This is a genomic window from Candidatus Desulfosporosinus nitrosoreducens (assembly GCF_030954495.1).
In the GTDB taxonomy this organism is placed as follows: Bacteria; Bacillota; Desulfitobacteriia; order Desulfitobacteriales; family Desulfitobacteriaceae; genus Desulfosporosinus; species Desulfosporosinus nitrosoreducens.
Window position 1 is genome coordinate 246687 of sequence record NZ_JAVHUW010000083.1, and the last position, 12251, is coordinate 258937.

The 12251-nt window shown below is 42.2% G+C and carries 9 protein-coding genes and 3 pseudogenes; 10 read left to right on the top strand and 2 right to left on the bottom strand.

The features are described 5' to 3' along the window. Positions 1-4: 4 nt before the first annotated feature. The 8 genes and pseudogenes from REC12_RS25400 (at position 5) to REC12_RS25430 (ending at position 9243) form a co-directional block, all read left to right on the top strand. Positions 5-382 carry a BlaI/MecI/CopY family transcriptional regulator gene (locus tag REC12_RS25400; RefSeq protein ID WP_308899066.1) on the top strand — a complete coding sequence of 126 codons (378 nt, stop codon included), beginning with the start codon at positions 5-7 and terminating at the stop codon, positions 380-382. Between the two features lie 35 nt (positions 383-417). Continuing rightward, positions 418-2589: pseudogene (locus tag REC12_RS25405) on the top strand (M56 family metallopeptidase). A gap of 608 nt (positions 2590-3197) precedes the next feature. Continuing rightward, positions 3198-3575, top strand: coding sequence for a BlaI/MecI/CopY family transcriptional regulator (locus REC12_RS25410; RefSeq protein ID WP_308899068.1), 378 nt, complete (start codon positions 3198-3200; stop codon positions 3573-3575). Positions 3576-3624: 49 nt separating this feature from the next. Further along, a pseudogene (locus REC12_RS26575) lies at positions 3625-4524 on the top strand (M56 family metallopeptidase); the annotation flags it as partial. Positions 4525-4773: 249 nt separating this feature from the next. Continuing rightward, positions 4774-5481: pseudogene (locus REC12_RS26580) on the top strand (phosphodiester glycosidase family protein); the annotation flags it as partial. A 50-nt stretch (positions 5482-5531) separates the two neighbouring features. Continuing rightward, complete coding sequence (locus REC12_RS25420) at positions 5532-6494, top strand: phosphodiester glycosidase family protein (RefSeq protein ID WP_308899176.1); 963 nt, start codon at positions 5532-5534, stop codon at positions 6492-6494. Positions 6495-6572: 78 nt separating this feature from the next. Beyond that, a complete protein-coding gene (locus REC12_RS25425) occupies positions 6573-7841 on the top strand; it encodes a hypothetical protein (protein WP_308899071.1) in 1269 nt (422 codons plus the stop codon). Positions 7842-7881: 40 nt separating this feature from the next. Continuing rightward, a complete protein-coding gene (locus REC12_RS25430; protein WP_308899073.1) occupies positions 7882-9243 on the top strand; it encodes a WD40/YVTN/BNR-like repeat-containing protein in 1362 nt (453 codons plus the stop codon). 100 nt (positions 9244-9343) lie between these two features. Here the strand turns inward: REC12_RS25430 and REC12_RS25435 are convergent, their stop codons facing one another. Both REC12_RS25435 and REC12_RS25440 read right to left on the bottom strand, forming a co-directional pair. Further along, entirely contained in the window at positions 9344-10198 is an 855-nt protein-coding gene (locus REC12_RS25435) for a permease prefix domain 1-containing protein (RefSeq protein WP_308899075.1), read from the bottom strand. Further along, on the bottom strand, positions 10195-10533 hold the full coding sequence (locus REC12_RS25440; RefSeq protein ID WP_308899077.1) for a PadR family transcriptional regulator: 339 nt from the start codon (positions 10531-10533) through the stop codon (positions 10195-10197). The genes REC12_RS25435 and REC12_RS25440 overlap by 4 nt, the downstream gene beginning before the upstream one ends. 201 nt (positions 10534-10734) lie before the next feature. On the opposite strand from REC12_RS25440, the gene REC12_RS25445 reads away from it, so the two are divergent. Together REC12_RS25445 and REC12_RS25450 are read left to right on the top strand one after the other, a co-directional pair. Continuing rightward, complete coding sequence (locus tag REC12_RS25445) at positions 10735-11310, top strand: VanZ family protein (protein ID WP_308899079.1); 576 nt, start codon at positions 10735-10737, stop codon at positions 11308-11310. A gap of 341 nt (positions 11311-11651) precedes the next feature. Next, positions 11652-12242, top strand: coding sequence for a TetR/AcrR family transcriptional regulator (locus REC12_RS25450; RefSeq protein ID WP_308899081.1), 591 nt, complete (start codon positions 11652-11654; stop codon positions 12240-12242). Positions 12243-12251: the final 9 nt, after the last annotated feature.

Consider the following 12251-nt stretch of genomic DNA (forward strand, 5'->3'; position numbering starts at 1 on the left):
TATTATGTCTGAGATACCCAGAATATCAGAGGCCGAGTGGGAAGTGATGAAGATATTTTGGTCTAGGTCGGCTCCCTGTACTGCCCATGAAATTTTCGAAGCTTTGCAAGGCTTTTCAAAATGGAAAACGAATACGGTAAAAACATTAATCACAAGGTTAGTAAAAAAGGGAGCATTGGGATTCCAAGAACAACGGAGGGTATATTTGTACTTTTCGCTCGTTACTGAAGAAGACTGTATAAAGTCCGAGGCCAAAACCTTCATCAGACGTGTTTTTGGCGGAGCCCTGAAGCCTATGCTCGTCACGTTTCTCCAAGAAGAAAAACTTTCCCAGGAGGATATTGCGGAGCTTAAACAACTCCTTGAAGGAAGAAAGGACTGAAGAAGATGCTGCTGAGCCTCTTAGCGGTAAATTATATGAGCCTTTTTAACTGGGTTTTGACAACGTCTGCCAAAGCCAGCATCTTCATCGTTTTTCTGTTAGGAGTAAAATTTGTCTTTAAACATAGAATGGGAGCACACTTCCAGTATATGCTTTGGTCAGTTTTGCTGCTTGGGTTAGTTCTACCCTGGACGCCAAGCAGTCCGGTTTCTGTCAATAACTTTATTAATTCGCCTCACTTACGACAAATAGTTGCCCCGAGTTTTAACAGCAAGCCACAGTCAACCGCCGCAGCCTCTGTTACTAAACAATCTGACCTCGAACAAACTGTTGCGGATAGCGATTCCGGCAAAGCTGCCTTAGGTAGGGATAAACAGTTAACCGGCAGCAATAATACGGTTGTTTTTGACCTTTTACCGTTCATCTATAAACTCATGTTCTGGATATGGTTTTTGGGAATTTTAACTTTGACGGTTTTTATAGTGGTTGTTAACAAACGGTTTAGTAATAGAATTGAACATAATTTGGTCACTGATCCGGGGCAAATCGCGGTTTTCAACCAACTCAAAGCATAATTGAAGATAAAAACTGAGATTCCACTGCTTAAGACCAGTGAAGTCAATAGCCCGGCCTTATTGGGTGTAATCCGTCCAAAGTTACTGTTACCCCTTGAGATTGAACAAACCTTCAGCTTAGAGCAAATAACTCAGATATTTTTACATGAATTATTGCATTTTAAGCGCAAAGACATAGTGATTAATTGGCTAACTCAAGTATTGGTGATCATCCACTGGTTTAACCCGCTAATTTGGTACGCCTTTTACCGCATGAAAGAAGAGCAGGAAATATCTTGTGACGCTTTGGTCATAGGCCGGCTTACTGCGGCACAAGCCCATGACTATCCGTATATACTTATTAAGCTGGTGGAGACTTATTCTAACACTCCTCGCTTGGTAAGTTTGACAAGCTTATTCGCTTCCCAACCTCAAATCAAGAGGAGACTAATTATGATTAAAAAATCCAGACAGGTTTCTGTTAAATGGTCTCTACTGGGTTTATTAGTGGTGGGGCTGATAGCCTTTGCAGTTTTCAGCAGCGCTAAAGCGGAGGCCTTAAGCCTCGTCCCTAAAATAGAGGCGGCTGTTCCTGCCCCAATTATTGATGTCAACTCAATGTCGCCTGTTCCGCTCAACAAAGCCTTAGTTGAATATGCCGGAAAAAACAAAGAAGGGGAGTATCCTTACTCCAATGAGAATGACCTTGCCAGTATTGTCGTTGGAAATGATCAAACTGATGATGCTTTGGCAGCTATGCCGCTATTCGTTAAATCCTATGCTGAAGATACTGGCGATTATTATATTGTGCCATTCGTTCGAAATCAAAAGTTTGTAAAAATTGCCGTCGTAAAACCTCTGAGTGCCGGTAAAGCTGTAATAGCTGCGGAAGGATCAATTTCTCCTTGTGACAAGTTCCTGGACGTAGATGCGCAGGAAGCGATGGCGATTATGAAACAAGCAAAAGAAGTTGGCAGCGTACCTACCCCAAGGCTGGTTTTTTATAGGGAACCGTCTAACTCTTTCCAAGCTCTAAATAACATCAAGGAGTATTTAGTACCCTATTGGGAATTTGAATTTTCCAATCAAACCAGGTCATATGTCACTCAAGCGAAACAGGTAGTCACTAAGGATATCGCACCATGGTATGAGACATATATTACCCCTGAATATACCCCCCAAGCCGTTCAAATTGAAGCCAACAAGCTGATTCGTGATGATGGTTGGATGCTAAAGGTTACAAAAATAACACTTGCCGCTTCTCCCTATGATAAAAATAATGGCAATTATCCAGGACGAGGCTTCGAAGCTTACTTTTCTTTGGAAAGCACGAGCGGAAAGGAAAAAGGGTTTATCCCTCAAGGCAAGATTCTGGGGATAGTCGGGGCCAGTGGGAAACTTTATGAGTTGACTTGGCCGGAGTCTCTTGATCAGCTATATATTAAAATGCAGAGGTCGTTACCCGGGTTGGCTATAAAGGAAGGCAAACCTTATGAACCTGGAATTTTCAAGATTGCCGCAGGCGCCAAAGCCGAAGCGACTGAGGAAGCTTTTACAAAGGTGATTTATGAAGATGAAAAGGGCAACAAGTTTGAAATTCCAATTCAGGGAATTACACCGGAACTCACTTATCCCAATCCTAATGCTAAATAGGGAGTAAGAAAGCAATTCATAGGGCCTACCATGCATTTACGCTTCGGTAGGCCCTTATTTTGCTCTTTTACCTCAATGGAATAACAACTTTTTCCTCCGGTCTGAGCTTGAGATCAGAGGGTCATATCACTTCCTAGAATTCTTATTTGTTGAGGGTTTAGAGCTCCGTAATTGGGAAGGCTTAGTCTTTCTTAAATTTTTCGTAAAGAATTTACTATTTATCTCTGATATTGTAAAGAAAAAAGAAACTCTTCTAAAATTAAAAAATTGTAATTAGTCTTTTCAGGACTGTGGTTACTTCTTACCAACGGGCCAAGACGGGGACGGGATAAACGACTGGCGGCACGATTTCCAGGTGTGAAGTCCGCTTAAAACAAAAGATTATGCTGTTTTCGACATCCATGATACAGCAAACGAAAAATGTTATCGCTTGGTATGAGGAAATGACAACCCCTGTGCCCAAATGGTATAAAGAGGTCTGCCTATGATTCTCTCCGCTTCCCCAAAATAGCTGAAGATTTCACAAATTCGGCTTGACAGCAATCGTTTACAGTTGTAGTATACTATCAACTACACGTGTAAACATAAAGTGAGAGGGGATTTTAAATTTGAAAAATATACCCAATATATCTGATGCGGAATGGGAAGTTATGAAGATCTGCTGGTTGAAGTCAGCTCCCTGTACCGCAAATGAAATTGTTAAGGCTTTGGAACAATCGGCCGCTTGGAAGCCCAACACGATTAAAACCTTAATCGGACGGCTCGTGAAAAAAGGGGCACTGGGGTTTCAAGAAGAGGGCAGAGTTTATCTCTACAATCCGTTAGTCACAGAGGAAGAGTGCATCCAAGCAGAGAGTAAATCCTTTCTTGCTCGTGTTTTTGGCGGGGCCTTAAAACCTATGCTGGTTACCTTTCTTCAAGAAGAAAAACTTTCTCAGGACGATATTGAAGAACTGAAGCAGCTCCTAGAAGAGAGGAAGGAGTAGAATGCTAACGCTTTTAGAGGCAAATTGTCTTAGCTTTTTTAACTGGGTTATGATTACATCTGCCAAAGCAAGCATTTTCATCATTTTTCTCCTGGGAGTGAAATTTGTACTTAGACATAAAGTGAGAGTAGGCCTGCAGTATGGGCTATGGTCAGTTTTGCTTGTTGGTTTAGTGTTGCCCTGGACACCCAATAGTCCGGCAAGTGTCTATAATTATCTCGACGCTTCCCGCATGCAACAAATGATCGTCTCGATTCTTGACCGAGCTATCCCATCATCCGCTGCTGACCTTAAAAGCCAGCCGTCCGCTTTGGACCCGGTTACTGTCTTGGGTAGGAATTCCCCTAAAGCTGCTTTAAATCCTGAACCTCAGCGCTCGAAAGCTGAAAATGCTCATTCAGGAACGGCTTCTTTGTTCGTTTATCGACTAATGTATTACTTATGGTTATTAGGGGTCCTGGTATTGACGGTTCTTACCGTCAGCATTAACAAACTGTTCTCCAAAAACATTGGACAGGCTTTGCCGGTTGATCAAGAGTTGCTTGCGGAGTTCAAGAAACTCCAAGCGGAGTTGCAGATAAAAAAGGATATTTCTCTGTTTAAGTCAAGGCACGTAATCAGCCCATCCTTATTCGGCTTAATCCATCCAAGGTTGCTCTTACCCTTTGGGATTGAGCAAACATTCAGTAGAGAACAAATAAACCATATTTTTTTACACGAGCTGATCCATTTCAAACGTAAGGACATTTGGATAAATTGCTTATGTCAGGTTTTGCTGATCTGTCACTGGTTTAACCCCCTGCTTTGGTACGCTTTTTACCGGATGCGGGAAGATCAGGAGATAGCCTGTGATGCTTTAGCAGCCACTCGAATTAATCCTGAGCAATCTTATGATTATGCCTATACACTCCTTAAGCTGGCCGAGACATACACTACAGCCCCCCCAATAGCTGGTTTGGCAAGTTTGTGCGGTTCCAATTCACAAATCAAGAAGAGATTAATCATCCTTAGAAACAGGAAGCTGATAAGGGCATCGGCTAAATGGTCTTTGTTAGCCGGTCTGTTGATAGCCCTGATAGCCTTGGTGACCTTCAGCAGTGCTCAAACGGTGACAAACCCTATTAGTTTAGAAAAAGGTCAAAATGTCAAAGTATCCCCGGAGAACAATCAAGCTTTTGGAGCTGCTGAGGGGACTGCCGATACAAGCTCGGGTATTACAATCGAGGATATAGCGGGACCCAATTATAAAGGCAAAGTGATGCTGATCAAAGATCCCACGCGGGTAAAATTAGCTGTTACCCAAAAGATTGGCGTTACGGGAGAGAAGGTTAGTGAGCTCGTCAAAGATAGGGGAGCGATTGCCGGAATTAATGCCGGAGGGTTTTATGATCCGAATGGTAAGGGGAACGGAGCTTTCCCGGATGGTTTAACCGTCAAGGACGGGAAACTAGTCCACAATAGTGTAGGAGAAGAAGGGGTTAATATTGTTGGATTTGATGATCAGGGGAAAATGGTCCTTGGCAACATGTCGGTCAGTCAATTAGAAGAGCGACACTTTCGTCAAGCGGTTAGTGAAGCAGTGACGTTTGCACCTAATCTTATCGTAGAGGGTAAACCGGTAATTTCAGGAGACGGCGGGTGGGGGATCGCCCCGCGGACCGGGATCGGTCAAAGGGCTGATGGAACCGTTATTTTCGTTGTTATTGACGGACGCCAACCGGCTTGGAGTATCGGGGCAACCCTAAGAGACCTTACGAAGGTTTTTGAGGATTATGATGCTGTGAATGCAGTCAACCTTGATGGCGGTTCTTCCTCAGAAATGATCTATCAAGGCAAAGTCCTGAATAAGCTTCCGAACATTTTTGGAGAACGCTATGTTCCTACGGCTTTTGTGGTTACGCCCTAGAGTGGGGAGTCGATTTTTAAGATGATTTTAAGGGAGGCAGCATGAAGAGAATCCGAAAACTACGAAAAATACGTCTAAGAAGGATTATTACTTTTTCTATCTTCAATCTGGTTTTCTCCATAGTCCTGGCTCCCTTTATCGTTTTTTGGGGACCATTTGAAGCAACGAAAACGTTGGCAGTCGGCTCTATTCTCACGTCAAGGCATCCACAGGTTGTTGAGGCCTTTCTCTCCAAGGAAGAAATCAGTGAAATTGTAAATAAGTATGATAGCGCAGCCTCGCAACCTGATAGTCCAATCTGGCGTACGGTATCCGATGCAGCTGCCGGCATCACGATTGAAGATATTCAAGGTAAGTCCTTTAAAGGCAAAGTAATGCTGGTAAAAGATCCAAAGCGGATAAAAGTCGCCGTAACCAAAGAATTGGAAGTCAGCGGTGAACGGGTAAGTGACCTAGTTAAAGACACAGGCGCTATTGCCGGCATAAACGGCGGAGGATTTTATGACCCAAATGGTGCAGGAAACGGAGCTTTTCCTGACGGGTTGACGGTTCATAATGGCAAAATCGTCCATAACAATGTAGGCAACAAGAGTACAGACATTGTAGCCCTTGATAAGGACGGCAAACTAATCGTTGGGCAAATCACAGCGGATGATGTTAAAAAGAAAAACATACAGGAAGCGGTATCGTTCTGGCCGACTTTAATCCAGGACGGGAAAAAGGGCGTATTTCAAGACTCAACTTGGGGAGTTGCACCGCGAACTGCCATCGGTCAGAAAGCTGATGGTACGATTATTCTTGTTGTCATTGATGGCCGGCAGGCAACCTGGAGTTGGGGGGCTAAAATGAGCGATCTCTATAGCCTTTTTAAAGACTATGATGCGGTAAATGCAGTTAATTTGGATGGCGGTTCTTCGACAGAACTCTTTTACAATGGAAAAGTGATTAATAAACTTTGGAATTGGGCCGGTGAACGCTACCTGCCGAATGCTTTTGTGGTCCTGCCAGAATAACATCAGCCAATGAACGGATTCTGTAGCCGGTTCTTGAAGGCATTTAGTAATTGCCGGTGTAAAAGGAGAAATTGCTCCATGAAGAAAAAACTGCGTATCTTATCAGTTTGGATAGTAGTCTCACTCATTTTTCAATTTGGCGGGCATTTTCTTTTGAACAGCCAAGTTCAAAAAGTTATGGGACTGACGACGGGCGATAGTGAACCGGCGATTACGGTCCAGCTCAAAGCAACGATCCCCGGTTCTGATCTGACAAATATTCAGCTTTCTTACGCCAAGGATTATTTGGCTTACTTAGAGAAGGGAACCCTAAAAATCTTTAACTTAAAAACGGAAAAAGTTGTCTTTGAGAAAAAGCCTTCTTCTGCTACTGATCAAACATTAGGTGTTCAGGCGTATCAGTGGCTGCCGGATCGAAATATCTTACTCTATCTTTATACCAGGAAAAACCCTAATGAGGTGACAACCGTTAAAGTCTACCCTCCTCAGACTAATGCCTCAAACTCTGCGATCGTGCCGAAAACAGAAGATCCCAACCAAGCAAAAACTGTGACTCAAGAGGTTTCGGCGGAACCAAGATATGAAAAACGTTATGGAAGTCCACGGCTTACAGAACTCTATTCTGTAGAGCTTCCCGATAGTGGTGAAGATACTGCTCCTGATGACCAGTTGCAGCCCTTTGATCCGCCGAGTGGCAGTGAGGAGATTGGCAAAGGCGGGAAATTAGAAAAATATGTCGTGGAAGCCGCTACTAATTTGATGTATTTAACTGTCACAAACGGTTCGACACAACAACTTATAAAGATAGGTGTTATGAAAACCGTCAGTTCCCTAAGCAAATCAGGAGAGGTTATCAATAATATGGCTGTCTCTGACCGGTTCGCAAGCCTATACATAGACAGCAAAGTGGGATCTGTCCAGCAAGTTGTCGCTGTTCACTATGTTGAAGCTTCCCAAAAAGATCAGCGGCTGGTCATCTCTAAAAATGCCAACGATAGGATTCTAGGAGTCAGAAAAGGCAAAGTGTATCTGGGAGAAGTAGAAAATGATCAACTCGTAAAGATTAAAACAACAGACGACCTTAAAGAAGTGAAAGAGAATCCTGCCCTGAAAACCGAATGGGAAGGCTCGATCCCTTATTCCAAAAATACTCGTGCCCTCATTGGAGTTCAGGGGCAGGTCATCGTCTATGACAATCAAACAGCATATATTGTCAGCGACGGTCATCTGACAGAGGTCAAATTGCAGGGCGATGAAAATTATGTCTCTGCCGATGGCGCCGAGCTGATTCAAGTTAGCAAGGCAGAAACGTCTACCCTTGTGGAATTGCAACCTCTTAAACCCTAATCCTAAAATGAATTGGGCCATGCTTGGGAGGAGGATACTCTTGAAATCATTAAAAATAATCGCCGTAACGATTTTAGCGGTTAGCTTCTTTGGGATGGCAGGGTGTTCTCCTAAGGTTACGCCTATAACTAATCAGCCGGCCGCAATAAGAACTGAACAGAAAACAACTGAGCTCATGGAAAACATTGATTCCAAGGATAGCAAAACAATAAAAACTATGTCCTTTATTGATCTTGACCATGGCTGGATAGTTGTTGGCCGGAGTGTCCTAAGTACTCAAGACGGAGGGCTTCACTGGGTAAAAGCCGCAGATCTTAAGAATGAAGTATTGGATATGGATTTCCTATCGTTAAAACTTGGCTGGTTAGCAACAAGTGATGGCCTGTTGAAAACACAGGATGGCGGAAAGACCTGGAGTAATGTTGCTAACTATCAAGGAAAGGCGGCAGCCAGGGTGCAGTTTATTGATGAAAAGCACGGTTGGATCCTCTGCAATCAGCAGATTATGCGAACTGTCGACGGCGGAGAAAATTGGACGCTTATGGGAATCCCTAATCCTGATTATCCGGGGGAGCTTGCTTTTAATTTTATATCACCTGACCAAGGCTGGTTATTGGTGGGTTTTGTAGGGGGAGCGGGAAATCAGGGGAAAAAGCTTTATAAAACAATGGATGGAGGAGGAAACTGGAATGAGGTTTCCAGTACCTCAATTCTATCATCTCCGCGTTGTCAAGATAAGGGCTTACCAATTGCGGGATATGTCAGTGATCTGTTTTTTCTTAATGAAAGAGACGGTTGGATAACGGAAAGCAGAGGGCAACTCATGGTCACGTCAGATGGAGGAAGGAACTGGAAAATGGTTGACAGACAGCCTGTTGAAGAGTGGTTTATGACTAAGCCTTTCTTTATAAATTCTCAGCAAGGCTATGTCCTGGATTCGCTTGCGGGTACTTCTCTTTTAGTGACAAACGATGGAGGGCTAAACTGGAAAGCGGTAATTAACGGAAAAATTGAACCTTTGGTTATCGATGGTCGGTTAGAAGCCCTTGCCCCTGAGCTAATGAAGGGTAATCCCTTTGCCGGTAAAAATTTCGTTTATCTTGATGGATATTGGTATGATCCGGAGAGAGGTCAATTTGGGGATAGATATGTTGTAGCTTTCATGCGAAAACTGGAAGTGGCTACAAATCCCAGCCAACTGATAATCGAAGTGTACAATAAAGATCGCGCTCCTTACCTGGAAGGTGTTGAATGGGTAGACTATCCCTGCCCCAGAGAGATTGGGGATATCAGTTATATGAACATTGAGAATGACCAAACGCAAGTCCATTTTGTTTCTTCAATGGGCATTAAAGGAACGTTTGATCTGCAAACAAAGCAGTGGAATTTTGCCGCTCAATAGGGTTGCGGCCTCAAGCATTTGGCTGAGAAAAATTTGCGAGATGGGAAATCAAGGGTATAGCGGATTTGTTCTTTCTGTGGTAGCCTTGATTATTCCTGCTTCAAAGTGCTTCCGATATCGTATTATTCACGTTTATTTTGTATAAAAAAGCTAAATATCCCACTATATTAAGAGCAAAGAACATCATAACCCATAGGAGCTGCAAACGTTTTACGTGATAGGCTTTAACGGTTGCCCATATCCCAAATAAAACCCAGTATACCATAAGGAAACCTACGCCAATTATCTTCAAGACTTCATAGCGGTTAGAGTTGGAGTATTGTTTCATGCCTATTTCAAAATACTTATTATTATCAAGAAATTCACCGCCCGAATTATTGCCAAACTCCTTAACATCTTTTATATTTTCAGGGTACCGATACTGGATTTCCCCCGAAAATAGCGGTTGAGATTTAGGTGGATTTTGAAGGTAAAAATCGTTGGGTAATTGGACAAGGGCTACATAGGCTATTTGATTGTTTTGGTCATCAGCAAATATAGTTTTTACGGTTTCATCCAGAAGCTTCAGGTTATTCGTTTTAGCTGCCTTCATGATTACCTGATATTGCACGTTCATAACATTGTAGCGCTTTTGAAAATCGTTGTTGGTGATTTTTGCGACAAACAAACAGCATATACCTACAAAGAAAAAAATTAAAGCCACAGCTAATACTACGTTTCCGAATTTCTTTTGAATCTTAAACACCTGTGCTAATTCAGTTTGGATCTGATTTTTCTCTCCGAATCTATTTAAGGCAAGTTCAATACTCTCTTGTTCGTTCCTCCCATCGGTCATTAACTCTTGGACCGTTTGCGTTAAATGACTTTTCATTTCCTGCTTTAAATCTTCAAGCTCTTTTCGGCTGCCTCTGGAATTCTTACAAATGAATTGGACATATTCCTCAATTTTCTTCATTCTTGTACCCCCTCAAAAAAGATATCCATGATATTTTTGAAAAATATCCACTCTTCTTTTTTCTTAATTAAATACTCCATTCCATCATTGGTGATTTTATAGTACCGGCGCCTTCCACCTCCATGTTCGATGTCATCCCAATAGGCAGATAGCAAGTTTTGATTTTCAAGTCGTTTTAGTACAACATAAAGCGTGCCTTCTTTAATTTCGAAAGTATCTTTACTAATGTTGCGAACTCGTTTAGCAATTTCGTAGCCGTATAAATCCTCATCCTTCAACAAGCTTAGGATGATGCTTTCTACATAGCCCTTTATAGTCTCTTTGTCTATATCCATAGTGCACCTCCGAAAGTAATTATAGCATAGATTACTCTATACTATATAGTATCCTATACAGTAACAATTATTTGTTTTTTAAATAACTATTACTGACTTTTTATGATTAAATGCTGACTTTTTCCATTAACCTCTATTTGAAAGATATTGATGCTTTTGGGGCTATCTCCCGGTGCCGGCTTGGTAGGGAAAGGAATTAGGATGGAACTAATTATCTGTTACATCGTTAATATGCTGCCGTATATGATGATCGCCTTTCCGATATTGCTAATTGTCAGGGTGGGGATCTATTTAGCAAGAAAAAAACAAGGATCAAAACTAAAGTTACTCCATGAACTGGGAGTAGCTGTTTTCACCTTGTTTATGGTGGGGCTTGCCTCACAAACGATTATTCCTCTGGGAGGATTAGCTTCCGGGCGGATAGGCATCTCAATGAACTCCTTTGACCGGATTAATTTGATTCCTTTCCAGTCATTCGTAATCATCGGGAGAATTTTTTCCAAAGGCGGCTATCCTGATCAACAAATAATCCAACTATTAGGGAATATAGGTATGTTTTCCGTGATAGGGTTTATGCTGCCTGCTCTGTGGAAAAAATTCGCGCTAGCGAAACGGGCAGTACGGATGTGTTTTTGTATTTCTCTGGCAATTGAGGTTGTTCAATTATTTACGGGCAGATCAACAGATATTGATGACCTTATCCTCAATACTTTTGGCGGGCTGCTCGGATTTCTGCTTTATGCTGCAATTAAGAAAACTATCAGGTATGATGTCTAGTCCGGATAATTTACAATTTCCGAGAATGGTTTGGAATGGTGACTACGATACTTATCAGCAGGTTAAGCGCGACCCAGCACGACCGGTATTGAGATGTGGCGGAGTAACGACCTGCTAATCCCACAGCCGGCTTGATTTTGTTTCTCCCCAAATAGGTTGGAGAATTATTGACGGGACCACGATGGTAGGCGTGGTCCTTTAATTTGAACAAAAGGATGTTCTTGACAGTTGAACTTTTTGAAAATATAATGAATCATAATATTTTATGAACATAGTATAAAAAATGAACTATGTAAACAATTTTAAGTTAATTCTACCTATCATATTGGGGTGAAAATGGAATGAAATTAAGAGATAAACAAAAGGCAGAAGTAAAATCAGCTCTTATACGAGCCGGTGAAGACCTTTTCAAGACTAATGGGTTTGCGGAAACAACCATTGAAGAGATCACTGGCGCAGCTGGGGTGGCAAGGGGAACTTTTTACAATTATTTTCAGACCAAAGAGGATTTAGCTCTTGAAATATTTTATGAGTCTGAAGAATTAACGACAGAGCAAATTGACAATTTTTTTGCAACAACTCCGGGAACAGATAATCAAATTAAAGCACTCATTGCAAATGCCGTTGAGTGGACCTTAAAAAAGCCGGAACTTGTCCTGGTCACTCTGTTGGAAAAGATGAAACGCGGACAAACGTCGGAACATTCGCAAGGGCCGCTTTTCCGCAGATTGATAACAGAAGCCTTTAAACGGGGTCAGAGTGCTGGAGTTATAACCAGAGAACGATCGCCTCAGGATCTGGCTCACGATATTGATGGGTTATATATGGTTCACTTGGTGAGATGGTATCACTATGGTCAGCAAGAGGACCTTTTATCCGCTATTCTATCTGCAGTAAACACCTACTTAGCAGGTGCCATGATAGAACAGTGAGAAAGCAAT

Coding starts and splice junctions, on each gene's coding strand:
- REC12_RS25400 (WP_308899066.1), top strand. CDS start 5: ATGTCTGAGATACCCAGAATATCAGAGGCCGAGTGGGAAGTGATGAAG.
- REC12_RS25425 (WP_308899071.1), top strand. CDS start 6,573: ATGAAGAAAAAACTGCGTATCTTATCAGTTTGGATAGTAGTCTCACTC.
- REC12_RS25435 (WP_308899075.1), bottom strand. CDS start 10,198: ATGAAGAAAATTGAGGAATATGTCCAATTCATTTGTAAGAATTCCAGA.
- REC12_RS25440 (WP_308899077.1), bottom strand. CDS start 10,533: ATGGATATAGACAAAGAGACTATAAAGGGCTATGTAGAAAGCATCATC.
- REC12_RS25445 (WP_308899079.1), top strand. CDS start 10,735: ATGGAACTAATTATCTGTTACATCGTTAATATGCTGCCGTATATGATG.
- REC12_RS25450 (WP_308899081.1), top strand. CDS start 11,652: ATGAAATTAAGAGATAAACAAAAGGCAGAAGTAAAATCAGCTCTTATA.